Raw genomic sequence first — 16,175 nt, 5'->3', positions numbered from 1 at the left:
GCCCGGAGCGGGGCAGCTACAAGTCGCAAGCAAATGACCTCCATAGGAGCCGCCCAAATGCCCAAAGACCGAAGCACCACCGACTCTTCAGCAGGCGTCCTGGACGCCAGCGGAACCAACCAAGTTGCACCCAAGGGTGTGAGAAAATCAAAGCCACGGACGCGCCGTCGACTCAAGGAGTCCGACGTCAACGTCGTCAACCAGCCGATGCTTAAGAAAGCACTCGGCGGCACCATTGTGGGTAACACCATGGAATGGTACGACGTCGGCGTCTTCGGCTACCTGATCACCACCATGGGACCGGTGTTCCTGCCGGAAGCGGACAAGTCCGTCCAGACCCTGTTCCTGCTGGGAACCTTCGCCGCCACCTTCATCGCCCGCCCCCTCGGTGGCGTCGTCTTCGGCTGGCTCGGCGACAAGATCGGCCGCCAGAAAGTTCTTGCGGCCACGCTGATGCTCATGGCCGCAAGCACCTTTGCTGTCGGCCTCCTGCCGGGCTACGCGCAGATCGGCATCTGGGCGGCAGCGCTCTTGGTTGTCCTCAAGCTCGTCCAGGGCTTCTCCACCGGCGGCGAGTACGCCGGCGCCACCACCTTCGTGAGTGAATATGCCCCGGACAAACGCCGCGGCTTCTTCGCCAGCTTCCTGGACATGGGCAGCTACCTCGGCTTCGCCTTGGGCGCCGCCCTCGTCTCCGTGCTGCAACTGACCCTGGGTCAAGGCGCCATGGAGGAGTGGGGCTGGCGCATCCCGTTCCTGGTTGCCGGCCCGCTGGGACTGATCGCTATCTACTTCCGAAACAAGATTGAGGAATCCCCGCAGTTCCAGGCGACCCTGGACGCCCAGGAAGAAACCTCCAAGGACGCCAGCGCCAGCGACGCCGCCGCCTCTAAGAGCCCGGTAGGGATTGTGAAGGCCTACTGGCGTTCGCTCATCGTCGCCATGATCCTGGTGGCAGCGGCGAATACCGCCGGTTATGCCCTGACGTCCTATATGCCGACATACCTTACGGAGTCCAAAGGTTACGACCCCGTCCACGGCACCCTGCTGACCATCCCGGTGCTGGTCATCATGAGCCTCTGCATTCCGCTCACCGGTAAGCTCTCCGACCGTATCGGGCGCCGCCCCGTGCTCTGGATCGGGGCCGGCAGCACCATTGTGCTGGTTATCCCCGCTTTTCTGCTGATCGGCGTCGGATCCGTCTGGTCCACCCTTCTGGGTCTCGCCCTGGTGGCCTTCCCAGTGACGTTCTACGTCGCCAACCTGGCTTCGGCCCTGCCCGCGCAGTTCCCGACGGCGAGCCGTTACGGCGCCATGGGCATCGCGTACAACTTCTCCGTAGCCATCTTCGGCGGCACCACGCCGTTCGTCGTCGCCGCCCTCATCGGCGCCACCGGCAACGACATGATGCCGGCCTACTACCTGATGGCCACCTCGGCGATTGGTGCCGTGGCGATCTACTTCCTGAAGGAATCGGCCCGGCGCCCACTGCCGGGTTCCATGCCCAGCGTGGACACCCAGGCTGAGGCCAGGGAGCTCGTCGCGAACCAGGACGAGAACCCGCTGATCGACTTGGAGCACATGGACATGCCGTTTGCCGCAGCAGCGGCAGACTCAGCGGCGGTCCGCGAACCCGAAAAGGTTCCGGCCCAGGCCTGAGCTTGCCGTTCTGGCAGCACGGCCCGGATCACCCTGATCCGTTCCGGCTAACCCGGACTCTGTAGTACAGCCCCGCCAAAGAGGCCCGCCTGCCGTGTTTTACCCATTGGGGAAGCACGCCGGGCGGGCCATTGGCGCGTCCGGACGCTAACCGTGCAATCTGTCTGACACACCGGCGCCTATTTGGCGCGCCGGGGCGGTCCTGCCAGGAGCCTGTCCGGGAGCACCCGGACGGCCGCAATCAGGACTTTGTACCGCCTGGTCGGGATGGACACCGCTTTGCCGCGGGCATTGTCGGCCAGGCCCTCCCGGACCACACGCTCGGCCCGCAGCCACATCCAGCGCGGGGCCGCGCTCTTGTCCATGCCCATCCGGTCGTGAAATTCGGTGTGGGTGAAGCCTGGGCAGACCGCGGTCACCATGATGCCTTGCTTCGAGTAGGCGAGGTTTGCCCAGCGGCAGAAGCTGACCAGCCACGCTTTGGCAGCCGAATAGCTTCCCCGGGGCAGGTACGCCGCGACGCTCGCGACGTCGATGATCCGGCCGGACTGCCGGCTGAGCATGCCCTGCAGGGCCGCGTGTGTGAGCTGCATGGCGGTCTCCACATGCAGCTTGAGGTGCCTTGTCTCGTCCGCGATGCTGTTGTCCGCGAACGAGTGCAGCAGCCCGATCCCGGCGTTGTTGACCAGGATCTCCACCGGACGCGCCGGGTCGGTGAGCCGTGCGACGACGGCGGCCACCCCGCCGTCGTCCGCGAGGTCTGCGGCGAGCACCTCGGCCCGGACGGAATAGCGCTGTGTCAGCTCTTCCGCCCGCGCCCGGAGCCGGGCCGCGTCGCGCGCCACGAGGATCACGTTGTGTCCCTGCTCCGCGAGTTGGCGGGCGAATTCCGCCCCGATGCCCGCCGATGCTCCGGTGATCAGGGCGGTGGTGGCGGCAGGGGCCGTGTTGTGTGGAGTCATAACGCCAGCCTAGCCGCGGCGCCGGCAGCTCAGAGACGGGCCGGATCAGGCTCCCGCCGGCGGAGGTTCCGGCCAGTCGACGCACTGGTTGTAGGAGTCGTGTTTGCGCAGGTACCGGTACATAAAGGGGCAGTTCGGGATGATCCGCTTACCGGACGCCACCACATCATCCAGGGCGAAGTGGGCCAGCACTTTGCCCAGCCCCTGTCCCTGGAACTGCTCCGCCGTGTCCGTGTGGATGAAGTCCACATGGCCAGGTTCATCGATGAAGCGGATCGCGACTGCCAGCTTGTCGCCGACGTGGAGCTCATAGCGGTGCAGCTCATCATTTCGGGTGGTGGTCACGTCCGGGCTGAACGTGTCTTCAGTGACTGCCGAGTTCTCCGTCATGGTTCGACATTGGCACTTAAAGGCGGGTGTGGCAATGGTGGTCCGGATCCGCCGGACACCGGATCGAAGTCGATCCTGGTCGACGGCGGCCCACACCCCCCAGGAACGTCCGCACCCACCCACGCCAAACATATGCGGCCTCTGCAAGCGCTGGCTGGTGCTGTCCCTTCGTTGTCCATCCGCGCCGCGCGGGCAGCCAGATGCCCTCACGTACTACGCCATGATGCGTTCGAGTCGCTGTTTCCGCTGCTCCCAATCCGGCATCACCAGGTGCTGCAGGTCAAAGAACTGCCGGCCATGGTTCGGGACCAGCAGGTGGCACAATTCGTGGGTGAGGACGTAGTCAACGCAGTCCATCGGTGCGCGGATGAGATCCGGGTTCAGCACGAGGCTGCCGGCCGGGGACGTGGAGCCCCAACGCGTGGGCATGCGCTGAAGCCTGAGGGACGTTGGCTGCACGGCGTGCGGCTGGGGGAACCGCTGTCTGTTCAGCTCCAGACGGCTGGGAAGCTGGACCTGTGCCCGCCTCCGGTACCACTCTTTGACGTGCTTCTCTATGGCGGCGGTGTCGTGAAAGTCGACGCACCGCACCTCCAGGAACCCCCGGACCATCTTCACGCCTGGCGTGCCGGATGCCTTGGCCGCACCCTCCCCCGTTTCGGCCGGGACCACCCGGATGCGGTACTGCCGGCCCAGGTACAGATGAGTCTCGCCGGGGACGTAGAGGCGGGGTGGGGTGAGTGGCCGGAAGTCGGCGAAGGATGCCTGTTGCGCAAGGATCCAGCGGGCGCGCTTCCGGACGCGGGCGGCAATGTCCTCCTCTGCCGCAATGCGCGGCGCGGTGACGCGGACCAGCCCATCCGGCTCCACCGAGATCTCCAGCGTGGCCCGGTCCCGGCGCTCCAACCGGTACTCAATGACTTGCGTGCCGTAGTCAATCTGCCGCGTCCCCAGCGTCATTTCGTGAAGCGCGCCCTTGCTACTTTGAGGACCGCCGTGGTGAGGCTGTCCACCAGGGGCTGTCTCAGCTGGACGCCGTGGCGTTCCCCGAAGTCATAGAAATAGTCATCCAGTTCCGTGGCGAGGGCATTTTGCTCGTTGGGCTTGGTCCAGAAGTTGATCACCATCCGGCCGCGAACAATGTCCACTACAGTCTTCGCCGTCGCTGCTCTTTCGTCGTCGGGTACGGCCAGGAATTCCTCGAGTGCCGACTCGAGGAAGCTCCTGCCGAGCGCACCGTAAATCGCGGCGGCGTCGTCGTCGTGCGCCACCGCGGAGGGAAGCGCCGCACCGCGGTCACCGCCGGCCAGCTGTTCGGCGATTTCCTTTGCCTGGAGCAGGTACCGTTCACCGTCCCGACGACGGCGGTACTCGTCAATTGCCTGCTGCAGCAGCTCCGAGAACCGCGCGTAGAAGGCCGGGTCCTCGGCCATCCGCTCGGTGATGGTTTTTCTGGTGGCGCTGACGATCCGGTCCGCCTTTGATCCGGGCGTGGTGCCGTCCTCGTCCACAACGGCCTTCAGCGCGGCGGGATCGTTGATGTTGAGTTGTTCGATGATCGTCTTGGCCGGCAGGGCGGTCACATGGTCATCGAGCAGGCGTCGGATGCGTGGTTCATAGTCGCGAAGATCAACCGTCTCCTGGTATCGCTTCTGCACCGCCGCGCGGAGTTCGGCAAACTGGGCGTAATCGTTCCGGTAGCGGTCAACGTCGGCCTGGGTCATGACGTCCAGCAGCTTGTCGCTGGAAAGTGCTATGTGAAGAGTGCGGCCAAAAGTCTTGAGCCGCTCGTAGAATTCGTGCCGCAGCGGTTCGTCAAACAGGTGCTGCTCCAGCGCTTCCATGTCGTCTTTCCGGGGGACGGCGTTGAACAGGTCCCACACGTGGCTCCACCGTCCCGGGAGCAGCCGGATCTGTTCGCGGATGTCCACCACAGCCCCGGCGATCTCCTCGGAATCAAAGTCGCCCAGGGCACTGTAGGACGTCAAGGCCTCATCCAGTTCGCCGAGGAGGCCTTCATAGTCCAGAACATAGCCGAACTGCTTTTCAGTATCCCCGTCAGAGAACAGCCGGTTGACGCGGGCCACCGCCTGCAGGAGCGTGTGTTCCCGCAGCGGTTTGCAGAGGTAGAGAACGGTGTTGCGGGGCGCATCGAAACCGGTCAGCAGTTTGGAGACCACAATGATGATCTCCGGCCCGCCGGAGCCTTTGAATTGTTTGATGAGTTGCTCGTTGTAGTTGGCCTCGGTTCCGTAGCGGTCCATCTGCGTTTTCCAAAAGCGCTGCACAGCTTCACGGGAGTCGGCATCTACCTCTTCGCGGTCCTCCGCGTCCTCGGGCGGGGAGATGATCACCTCGCTGCTGACGTGGCCGATCTGGTCGAGTTCCTGCTTGAACCGGATGGCCGCGGCCTTATTGGGCGCCACCAGCTGCGCCTTGAATCCGGTCCCCTGCCACGTTTGCCGGTAGTGTTCGGAGATGTCGAAGGCCTTGGCACGGACGGCCTGGGCCGTCTTACCAAGGACGTCGGCGCGGCTGAACTTCCGCTTGAGGTCGCGTTTTTGCTCATCCGTCAGCCCGGCGCTGATCTTCTCGAACCAGGCGTCAATCACCCCGGCGGTGATCTGTTGTTCCACCAGGCGGCCCTCGTACAGGATGGGCACCACCGAGCCGTCCCGCACCGCTTCGTCGATGGTGTAGCTGTGGATGATCCCGCCGAAGGTGTCCGCGGTGTTCTTCTCCCGCTTCAGCAGCGGCGTCCCGGTGAACCCCAGGTAGCAGGCATTGGGCAGTACCCGGCGCATGGCCACATGGAACTGGCCATAGCCGCCGTAACGGCCGGTCTGGCTGCGGTGGCTTTCGTCCACCAGGACAAAGATGTCGCGGGACTCGTCCCGGCCGTCGCGGCCTGCGGCGCCGTCGAACTTGTTGATGAGTGTGGTGATCAGCGGGGCACCGCCGCGCACCAGTTCGCCGAGGTGTTTGCCGCTCCTGGCGCGGACGGGTTCCAGCTCGCAGGCCAGGAAGGTGTCGCGGATCTGCTTATCCAAATCGTCCCGGTCCGTGACAATGACGATCCGCGGATTGGTTACCCGGGGGTCCAGCACGAGGGCTTTGCCGAGCATCACCATGGTTAGTGATTTCCCGGAGCCCTGGGTGTGCCAGATGACGCCGCCGTTGCGGCGTTCCTCCTGGCCTGCCGCCAGCACACGTTCCACGGTTTTGCGCACAGCGAAGTACTGCTGGTGCCGGGCGATCTTCCGGACCCCGGCGTCGAACACCGTGAAGCGGCGGACAAGATCCAGCAGGCGTTCGGGGCGGCACAGTGCATAAAGAAGCCGGTCCTGTTCGCTGACGGTCCGCCCGGCGATGAGTGGCTGAATGACGGCGTCGGTGTCCTCGGCGTCGTGCCAGCTCGCCCAGAATTTCCGCGGCGTGCCAACCGTGGCATACAGAGCCTCCTGGCGGTTGGCCGAGATCAGCAGCTGGGCATAGTGGAACAGCTGCGGGATGCCGTCGCTGTTCTGGTAGCTGATCAGCTGGCTGCCGGCCTTCTTGAGTTCCTCCGTGGGCCGCTTGTTTTCGATGACGATGAACGGAATGCCGTTTACATAGCCGACGACGTCGAGCCGCTGGGTGGCGCTGCTGCCGGTGCGTTCCACGCGCATTTCCGTGGTGACGTGGAAGACGTTGTTGGCGGGGTTTTGCCAGTCGATGTACCGCAGTGAGTAGCTTTTGCTGTCGCCGTCCACGGCTTTGGTGATGGTGGTGCCGAGGATGAGCCGGTCGTAGACTTCCAGGCTGGCCGCCTGCGGGCCCTTGGCCTGTTCCAGCCCGGGCCCCAGCCGCCGCACGGCCTCGTCCGCGTCCGCCACATCAAAGGGGTACTGCCGTTTCTTGTGGCTGAACTGGTTGATCTTCAGGATCTGCGCGGCGAGGATCCCGGCGAAGAGGACACCGCTGCGCCTGCCGCCGCGTTCTTTCAGTGCTTCGGCCGGTGTGAGCTGGGTGAACCCGAGCGCTTCCAGCAGCTGAACGGCCGGGCCCTGCGACTGGCTCAGCTCGGAGGCGTCGAACGTCTCGTCAATCATCATCTTGTCCCCCGGGCTCGGTCCCGGCAGCCACGTTTACGCGCACCTGCCCTGTGAGTAGTTTCTGCATGAGTCCGCGCTTCTGGGTGCGGAGGAGCTCGGCTTTGCGCTGCGCGGCAGCTATTTCTTCCCGCGATGCAGTTAGGAGTGAGGCGAGGTCGCTCTGTTCTTCCGGGTCAGCCGGCAAGTTGAGATGTCCGCCGAGGAACCCTTGGTTGGTAATGGAGATCGTGTTTTTTGCACCCTTTTGCACCAGCGGACTGAGGTAATTTTGGACGGTGCGCGGGGACTCAAAGTAGGCGTCCAGGATCACGCCGAGATCAGGGTTTTGCGGGGTGAACACGCCATACAGCGGCGAAACGATTACGGCTTCCGGAACCGAACTGCGCTTGATGATGCCGAGCGGGAAATCGCCTGTGGGACTTTTCGTATAGACGATATCGCCAGAGTTCACGAGGTTGTAGTGACCGGTATTGGCAGCCGCGAATGATCGACCGAGGTGCTCCTTCTGATTCACGAGTCCCTTGTGGACCGAAACCGAGAACACCTCCTGAGAGCCACTTGAACGCTGCTTATGCTCCTTGAGAACTCCGCGCAATTGCGTCTTGGACCACGGCCCAGCGTGATCGCCCATTCGCACACGGCCCGTAAGGATCTCCATCCTCAGCCAGTCACGGCGCATCTGGAGACCGGCTATGTGAGCCTCTGCTAATCCGATCGCGTCATCCCAGGTGCAAAGGATTTCGGCGATCTTGCGCTGTTCCGGGAGGGGCGGGAGCAGAACCGGAAAGGTCTTCAGCTGGGTGGAGTTTATGCTAGCCAAATTAGTGCTCTGCTTGGACGCTGACTGAAAATAGCGACGCCCGTGGCTCGAAGCAGCTAGGGCGGCAAGGAATTCAGGCAACAATTTATCCGCGTCCGGTCGAACTGCGAAAACGTGATTCTGATGAAGGCAAGGCGAGATTTGTCCACGCCAAACAGTTCCACGGCCAAGCTTGTTAAAGTCGCCACCCTCGGTAAACAGGACATCACCAGATCGAAGACCGTAGCGCCCAACTTGAGTTGGAGTCACATCAATATTCGTGACACTAGCGAGGGCAACATATCCGTCTTGCACGTTTGCGACACGCAGATAAGGAACTGAAGCGGCACTTTCAGAGGCCGGCTTGCCTTTCGCAATTCCTGTCTGCACCGTGGCAACATCGCGGAGATGCGCAACCAACCACCCTACCGGTGCTCTCATTTCTTGCCGTCCTTGCTCAACCGCTCGATCGCAGCGAAGTCCGCATCATCCGCAGCCGTAGCCTCCACAGCCTTCCGCTTCGCGTCAAAGTCTCCGTAGCGTTCCTCAGCGAGTTTCCTGGCTACGGCGGCGCTCACCTTGCCCGAGTGCATGAGCAGTTCGCGTTCGTTGAACTTGAGGAAGGCATCGAGCTTGTCGGCCCAGTCCGTCATGCTCATCGACTGGCGACGCGTTGCCTGGTCTTCGGCGTAGTCAAGGTACATCGTGACGATGCGGTTGAGCTGCTCGGCTTCCTCAGAGCTCAGGTAGTTCTTGCCAATCGCCACATCACTTTTGCGCACGATGGCTCCAGCCCAGCTGGTCAGACCCATGTTTTGCACCTCAGAGTCGCCTCGGGCTTTGATGAGCTCTCCGGCCGTCATGCCGGTTACGGCCCACAACATCTTGTTTTGCACCTTGGCGAAAAAAGTCTGCGAGGCATCGGATTGGGCGTCGTAGTCCACGGCCGTGGCATATAGATCACGCACCTTTTGGTAGAAACGCTTCTCGCTGGCCCGGATGTCGCGGATGCGCTGGAGCCACTCGTCGAAGTAGTCCCACTGCTTGGCATCCTTGAGCTTGGCATCGTCCATGGCGAAGCCCTTGACCAAGTACTCGCTGAGCACGGTGGTGGCCCAACGGCGGAACTGCACGCCGCGGGCCGAGCGCACCCGGTAGCCGACGGCCAGGATGAGGTCCAAATTGTAGTAGGCCACCTGGTACTTTTTGCCGTCCGCGGCAGTTGTTGCAAATTCTGCAACAACTGCCGCGGAGTCAATCTCACCATCTTCGAAGATGTTGGCAATATGCCGGGAGATGACCGACTTGTCACGGCCAAAGAGCTCGGCCATCTGGTTTAGGGACAACCATGCCGTGCCATTCGATGCCCGTAACTGTACGTGAGCCAGACCGTCGTCGCTCGTGTAGAGCACCAGTTCACCCGCTGCGCCGCCTTGTGCGCCACCTTGTTCAGTCATCGAGGCCCAACTCCTTCAGGTAGCCGGCCATGCGGGCACGGACTTCCACCAACTCGGCCTCGATCTCCTCGATCTCATGCTGCACGGCGGCCACGTCAATCTCAGCCTCGGCCTCAAAGGTGTCGATGTAGCGCGGGATGTTGAGGTTGAAGTCGTTCTCGCTGATCTCGTCGCGGGGCACCAGGCGCGAGTACCGCTCAGATTCTGTCCGGCCGCGGTAAGCCTTAACGATCCGCTCAAGGTGCTCCTCGTCCAGCAGGCTCTGCGACTTGACTGGGGTAAAGTCCCGGCTGGCATCAATGAACAGGACGTCATCGCGGCCCTCGTTGGTGCCGCCCTTTTCACGCGAACGGTCAAAGATCAGGATGGCGACGGGAATGCCGGTGGTGGTGAACAGATTCGCCGGCAACCCCACCACCGTGTCCAGCAGGTTCTCTTCGATCAGCGACGTCCTAATGCGCCCCTCGGCACCGGCACGGAACAACACGCCGTGCGGAACGATCACCGCAACCCGGCCGGTCCGCCGTCGGGCTGATTCGATCATGTGCGAAATAAAGGCGTAGTCGCCCTTGCTCTTGGGTGGGACTCCGCGCCAGAACCGGCCCCACCGGTCCGACTCCGCAACCTCGGCTCCCCACTTGTCCAGCGAGAACGGCGGATTGGCCACCACCACGTCAAACTGCTTGAGCTGGTCTCCCTCCAACAGCCTGGGGTCGTTCAGGGTGTCGCCCCACTCAATGTGCGCACTGTCATTGGCGTGCATAAACATGTTCATGCGTGCCAGCGCCCAGGTGGAGCCGTTGACCTCCTGACCGAAAAGCTCGTAGTTGTTGCTTCCCACCTGGGCGGCAGTCTGGATGAGCAGCGAACCGGATCCACAGGCGGGATCGTAGATGCTGTCCCTCTCCTGAGGCGAGGCAAGCCGGGCCAGCAGCTCGGAAACCGAGCGTGGCGTGTAGAACTCCCCGGCCTTCTTGCCAGCGTCGGAGGCGAACCGCGAGATCAGGTAGATGTAGGTCTCGCCGATGATGTCATCGCTCACCCGCGAAGGGCGTAGGTCCAGCTCGGGCTTGGCGAAGTCTTCCAGCAGGTTCTTCAGACGGCGGTTGCGGTCCTTGGGCTGCCCCAGGTTCGACTCGGAGTTGAAGTCAATGTTCCTGAAGACGCCGTCGAGCTTTGCACGGTTGTCCTCCTCGATGGCTTCCAGCGCAACGTTGATCAGCTCGCCGATGTTGTCAGCGTTCCGGTTGGCGTAGAGGTGGTCGAACGTCGAATTTTTGTGCAACGGGAACCGTTCGCGCTGCAGCAGCGACTCAACCCGCTCCGGGTTGCCTTCAAACTGCTTCTGGTAGTTCTCCTCGTGCTCGGTCCAGATGTCCGAGATGTACTTCACGAACAACATCACCAGGATGTAGTCCTTGTACTGCGTGGCGTCGACTACGCCCCGGAAGGTGTCACAGGCTGCCCAGGCGGCATTGTTGATCTGGTCCTGGGTGACCTGATCCTTCGCGCTGTTCGGTTGGCGGAGGCTTTCCTGCTCGGTCATTTGCGGCCTGCTTTCGGGTGGAATTGCCCGGCGAGGGCAGCGGAGGTCAGTTGGGTCTGTCGAAGTGTGTGCTGGCAATCCGCCAGGCGGTGCATCAGCTGGGCTTCGCTGGCGGCGAGGCGCGCTGCGTCGGAAATTAGGCGCTGTTGCGCAAGCGGCGGCAGTTGCAGCGGGACTGATTCGAGCGTTGCCTTGGCCACCATCTGGATGGTCTGCCCCTGTGCGGCGCGCCGCAGGTGCGTCTGCGCATCCGGCTGATTCAGCCACCACGCGAGGAAATCCGGATCGTAAAGGTCAGTGCTCGGCCGGATGATGAACAGTGGCATGACGGCTATGGCTGGTTCCGGCAAGCGGTCCGGGACGGCCCAGGCGATGGTGGTCTGGCCGCGGGAACGGAGGAGGACATCGCCTCGGGTGACCAGGTAGCGGGGATGCGGCGATGGGATCCGGGCCATGCCGCGCACAGCCAAGTCGCTGCCAACGGAGATATCTGCCATCTGAATGGCCAGGACACCCCGGGTCTGGGCGGTCAACCGTTCCCGCACGGTCATGCCGGAACTGACGGCGGCTACGTCTGATAGCTGCACGGTGGCTCCCTTCAATATATCGTCTACTGAAAGATTACACCAAATTACTCAGTACTTTTGCTACTTTAGAGATACGGATTAGGCGCTCCATCAAGGTTAAGTGCGTCGAGTGCTTGATCGAACTGGGGTCGTGAGGTCTACGTGCTGCCGGTCGGTGGACTGCTGCCGCGTCGAAACGCGTGCGTAGCCGATCAGTTTCCTCATTGGCTGCCCCATTGTGCCTGGCAACCAACGGTGAATGCACCGATTCAACTAAAAGGTTTGGAGACGTAGTTACCAGAATCACCGGCGCGGACGAACCCACACCATTCCGCGAAAACTTGGGTATTGCCGCCGCAGCGGTCGCCGGGTCGGCGAGACGTCTCGTATCTCTAGGTGCGTGGGTCAGTAGTCGATTTTTCCGATTTCTTGTGTTCAAAACCTACAAGATTTGAAGCTGGCTTGATGCATTCCGGCGATAAATTTGTAGGATTCATCAACGAGTCACCATTACTGACCCACGCACCTAGGGATACGATACGAGCCCTGATGAACTGCGGGGCAGCTAGCTCTCCGCGCGCTACGTGTCACTAGCGTCAGCAAAAGCCTTTGCTTCGCCTCACCTCGAGAGCGCAGATTTCGACACCCCTCGGGTGGCGTGTCGGCTCCTGCCGATAACGTTGAGCTTAGAGAGAAAGCACTGCGCGACATCCGAAGGATCGTGCATGGCGCTTGAGCTGACTGGGTTGAAGTAATACTTGAAGCAGGAGCCGACTACACGGCTATGTGCATAATTGATGGAGCAGAGCAGACTTGGAACCGACGCTGTCACCCGAGCATTATAAAGTCGCCGATCTACATCCTTTGACTCCGGAGTACCAGCCGGAAAAACATGCCGTTTACTTCGACGCGATCGAGAACGCGCTCGGATGGACTGGCGAAATGGCCGTACGGAACATCGCGCTGACCGGGAGCTACGGCGTGGGTAAAAGCAGCATCTTACGGCGGGTCGCCACCGACCCCAACCGGAAGGTGATCCAGGTGTCGCTGTCGACGCTCGGCTTTGGAACCGAAGGCACCGCGACGACGCCCAGGCAGGACGATGACCAGGCCGCGAATCCGCTGCGCGAAACGAAGACGAATCAGATCCAGAAAGAAATCGTCAAGCAGCTCCTTTATACGCAGATACCGGAGAAAATGCCCGGCTCGCGCTATCGGCGGACCTCGGCGTTCAATCCGAAGCGCGAGGTGCTATTCTCGCTTGTCGCGGGCGTTCCGGTCGCGCTGATTTTTTTCCTCCTCGATTGGACATCTAAGCTCGCTGCCCTGTTCACCGTCCCCACAGATTGGGCGATGGCGACCAACGCCGGCATGGCTCTGGTATCCGCGGCGTTCGTATTCGCGGTCCGGTATGCGACGCATAATAGAATCCGCATAGACAGCGTATCCGCGGGGGCCGCGACGATTACCTTGTCCGCAGCTTCGGACACGTACTTCGATGAGTACCTCGACGAGATCGTCTACTTCTTTGAGGTGGTCAACGCGGACATCGTCATCTTCGAAGACATCGATCGCTTCGAGGACGCGCACATCTTCGAGACGTTGCGGGAACTCAACACCATCCTGAACGCGGCGAAGCAGCTCGACGGTCGAGTCATCCGCTTCCTATATGCGATCAAGGACAGCATCTTCGAAGAGCTCGGCACACGAGCCGCTCGCGAGGCGGCCGCCCGACCGGACGCGCCCGACGAACCAGCCACTGACGCCGCAACGCTCGAAGTGGCGCGCGCGAATCGCACGAAGTTCTTCGACCTCGTGATCCCGGTCGTTCCGTTCGTCACGCACCAGAGCGCCCGCGAGCTCATGGCAGGGGAGCTCGCCGATCTCACGCATTCAGTCTCAGATGGCCTCATTGACCTTGTCGCCCAGCGCGTCGCCGACATGCGTCTCATCAAGAACATTCGCAATGAATTCGTGATTTTCCAGGAGCAGGTGATCCGAAAATCATCGCTCGAACTGGACGATGACCGCCTGTTCGCGATGGTGCTCTACAAGAGCACGCACCTCTCCGACTTCGAGCGCATTAAGCTCGGCACGAGCAACCTCGATACCTTGTACCGCGAGAGCCGTCAGTTGGTGCAGGATCATACTGCCCGGCTCAATGCCGAAGTAGCCGTACTGCGCCGCCAGCTCCGGAATGTGAACGACCAGTCGGCACGGAGCAAGAAGGTTGGCGACGCGGTCGGGGCCTACATCGACTTGGTCCTCGGCCACGCCGGCTTTTCGGTCAACGACGTCCGGTACGACGGCGCGCCGTTCCCGTTGGAAGATATGCGGACTATGGCTTTCTGGCAGAAGTACGCGGCCGGGAACGCTGATCTTTCGTTTACATATCTCAACCCTTACCGAGGCACCCAAGTCTCAAGTCTTACCCGTGAAGAGCTGGAACGCGCGACCGGTGAATTGCTGGACCCGTCGAAATGGGAGTGCTCGGCACTCGCCGACGTAGATGCCAAAATCACCGCCGCGCGTCAAGACATCGCGTTCCTCAGCAAGGCGGATATACGCGAGCTCATGGGCCGACCGGACCTCAAGATGAAAGGCAACACGGGCGCTGCGGTTTCGTTTGCTGAGCGCGCCAAGTCACTCCTCGGATCCAAGCTGGCCGTTGAGCTGGTCGCTCAGGGATACGTCGACCGCTACTTCACGCTGTACACGTCCACGTTCGTGGGCGAACGAGTCAACGCCAACGCGATGAACTTCATCCTGAAGAACGTCGACACGGGCTCCATGGACTTCTACTTTCCGCTAACTCCCGAGGAAGCAAGGGCTGTGCTGCATGAGCGGCCGAGGCTGGCGGTGCGCGAGAAGTCGGCGTACAACTTCGATTTTGTGGATTATCTGCTCAGTAACGACGCGGCCTCCGCTGAGATTGTCTTGACTAATCTGCGCAGGAACGGTGACGACGAGGAGCAGTTCCTGCAGGCATACCTGTCGAGCGAGCGGGACGTCGTTATGCTCGTAGGCCTACTCACCCGTGGTTGGCCCGACGTGCTCATCCTACTCGTGACGGACCTCGAATTGGACGACGACTGGCGCCTGCAGGCAGTTGACGCCGCACTCTCCGGACTTGCGGATGGCGCCGACTACGGCGTCAGCGATGACGTGACACGCTATCTCGTGGACAACCACACCGCTCTAAAGGTCTTCACCGAACCGCAGGTGGCAGCAAGCGCCGAACGTGTCGCGAAGGTCGTCGACGCAGCCGACTTCCTTGTACCGGACCTCGCCCCGCTCAGCGATTCGGTCCGCCAGGCAATCGTCGACGTCGAGCGGTTCGAAGTGACTCGCGCCAACCTACTGAGAGCGATCGCTCCGTCCGCCGACCTGTCGCTCAATGCCCTTCAGAAGGCCTCGGAACACGTCTACCGGCGAGTCATCTCGGATCTCGATCCCTATCTCGCCCTGCTTACCCAGGACGAGCAAACAGTCACAGACCCCGAGGCCTTCGTGTCGATCATTGAGGGCGTCGACCAGGTCGATCGCGGGTCTCTCGCCGCCGTCGTGGGGAGATCGGCTGATGAATGCTGCCTGCCTCACCTGAACGGCGTTGCGCCGGGTACATGGCGGGCACTCGCCTCTCACGCGCGTTTCCCGTCGGAGTTCGGCAATGTCGCGGCCTACGTCGAGCAATATGGCATCGATGGCAACCTTGCTGTCGTCCTCGTCTGTGGGACGATCGCGGTCGCTGACGATGTTGAAGAAGCCGAAAAGCTTGAACTTGCCTCGGAGCTGGTCAGCAGCGCCGACCACCTGCCTTCTGCTGAGCTGCGCGCATCGCTCCTTGAGAGCCTGCACCTTGAGACTTTCCTGCCCGCCTCCTCGGTGCCGGCCGAGCCCGGAGAGTGGGTCGGTCGCCTCATCCAGAATCGCGTCATTGACGACGACGCCGAGAGCTTCGCGTTGATCGCCACTGACGACTGGCGGGGGCTCGAGTATGCGATCGGGGCGTCGCGCTCCATCGCCTCGTTCATCAGCCCTGCGATCCTCGTGCCGTCAGCTCTGACGCGATTCCTTGCCAGCGGCAAAGTTCCCGAAACCCTCAAACGGAGTGTCGTAGAGCGATTCACCGAGTTCGCCGTTGGCGCGAGCAGGGATGCGCTGCAAGCACTCACTGCCTACGCCGTCAGGCACAACGTGAGGATTACCTGGGGCGACGTTATGCAGGCAGCCCGTGCACATGTCGATCACTCTCTCACGCTGAGCCTCATGCAGCCCTTCCTCAGCGGAGCCAGCCTCGAACAGCTCATACCGATACTCGAGGCGCTCGGCGGAGACTACCCAACGCTCGGCGCCCCAAACGGAAAGCGTCGCCGGTTCGCGAACACGGAAGCAAATGGGGCGCTTCTCGAACGGCTCAAAGAACTTGGCACCGTCAACACAGTCATTCCCAACGGCACTGATCTCAAGGTCAACATGAAGAGGCAATACTCGTGAACGGTCGTAGGCGAGACCGGGGCCAAAGTGTGCATTCCGCACTATGCTCGAGCTCGCCTGCATCCGGGCGTCAGCGGAGTTGGATCAAGTTGTTGTTGCAGCTTACTGTCTCGTAACCCAAGTGCCTCATATCCCATGCGATATAAGACGACTCAAAGCCTGGCACTGCGACACCGGGCGATTACAGAGCGCCGCCACGAAGCGC

At 61.9% G+C, this 16,175-nt stretch carries 10 protein-coding genes; 2 read left to right on the top strand and 8 right to left on the bottom strand.

All coding sequences use genetic code 11. The features are described 5' to 3' along the window. The first annotated feature begins 57 nt into the window (after positions 1-57). The gene (locus AC50X6_RS00430) at positions 58-1,659 is read left to right on the top strand and encodes an MFS transporter (RefSeq protein WP_494964365.1); all 1,602 of its coding nucleotides are present in this window, start codon (positions 58-60) and stop codon (positions 1,657-1,659) included. 179 nt (positions 1,660-1,838) lie between these two features. Here the strand turns inward: AC50X6_RS00430 and AC50X6_RS00425 are convergent, their stop codons facing one another. The 8 genes from AC50X6_RS00425 to AC50X6_RS00390 all read right to left on the bottom strand — a co-directional run bounded on the left by AC50X6_RS00425 (position 1,839) and on the right by AC50X6_RS00390 (position 11,494). Then, on the bottom strand, positions 1,839-2,621 hold the full coding sequence (locus tag AC50X6_RS00425; RefSeq protein WP_494964364.1) for an SDR family NAD(P)-dependent oxidoreductase: 783 nt from the start codon (positions 2,619-2,621) through the stop codon (positions 1,839-1,841). Positions 2,622-2,666: 45 nt separating this feature from the next. Continuing rightward, the gene (locus AC50X6_RS00420) at positions 2,667-3,011 is read right to left on the bottom strand and encodes a GNAT family N-acetyltransferase (protein WP_326968292.1); all 345 of its coding nucleotides are present in this window, start codon (positions 3,009-3,011) and stop codon (positions 2,667-2,669) included. Between the two features lie 213 nt (positions 3,012-3,224). Continuing rightward, on the bottom strand, positions 3,225-3,971 hold the full coding sequence (locus AC50X6_RS00415; protein ID WP_494964363.1) for a M48 family metallopeptidase: 747 nt from the start codon (positions 3,969-3,971) through the stop codon (positions 3,225-3,227). Then, complete coding sequence (locus AC50X6_RS00410; protein WP_494964362.1) at positions 3,968-7,105, bottom strand: type I restriction endonuclease subunit R; 3,138 nt, start codon at positions 7,103-7,105, stop codon at positions 3,968-3,970. The genes AC50X6_RS00415 and AC50X6_RS00410 overlap by 4 nt, the downstream gene beginning before the upstream one ends. After that, entirely contained in the window at positions 7,095-8,345 is a 1,251-nt protein-coding gene (locus AC50X6_RS00405) for a restriction endonuclease subunit S (RefSeq protein ID WP_494964361.1), read from the bottom strand. Before AC50X6_RS00405 ends, AC50X6_RS00410 begins: the two co-directional genes overlap by 11 nt. Continuing rightward, positions 8,342-9,361, bottom strand: a complete 1,020-nt coding sequence (locus AC50X6_RS00400; RefSeq protein ID WP_494964360.1) for a virulence RhuM family protein — start codon at positions 9,359-9,361, stop codon at positions 8,342-8,344. The genes AC50X6_RS00405 and AC50X6_RS00400 overlap by 4 nt, the downstream gene beginning before the upstream one ends. Continuing rightward, positions 9,354-10,907, bottom strand: a complete 1,554-nt coding sequence (locus tag AC50X6_RS00395; RefSeq protein WP_494964359.1) for a type I restriction-modification system subunit M — start codon at positions 10,905-10,907, stop codon at positions 9,354-9,356. The genes AC50X6_RS00400 and AC50X6_RS00395 overlap by 8 nt, the downstream gene beginning before the upstream one ends. Then, positions 10,904-11,494: a restriction endonuclease subunit S domain-containing protein gene (locus AC50X6_RS00390; RefSeq protein WP_494964358.1), complete on the bottom strand. Its 591-nt coding sequence runs from the start codon at positions 11,492-11,494 to the stop codon at positions 10,904-10,906. The genes AC50X6_RS00395 and AC50X6_RS00390 overlap by 4 nt, the downstream gene beginning before the upstream one ends. Before the next feature lie 792 nt (positions 11,495-12,286). Here AC50X6_RS00390 and AC50X6_RS00385 point away from each other — a divergent pair. Then, the gene (locus AC50X6_RS00385) at positions 12,287-15,970 is read left to right on the top strand and encodes a YobI family P-loop NTPase (RefSeq protein WP_494964357.1); all 3,684 of its coding nucleotides are present in this window, start codon (positions 12,287-12,289) and stop codon (positions 15,968-15,970) included. Positions 15,971-16,175: the final 205 nt, after the last annotated feature.

This window comes from Pseudarthrobacter sp. HLT1-7, assembly GCF_059383435.1.
Note: the sequence above shows the minus strand (reverse complement) of the source record. Positions and strands in the feature narration are given on the sequence as shown.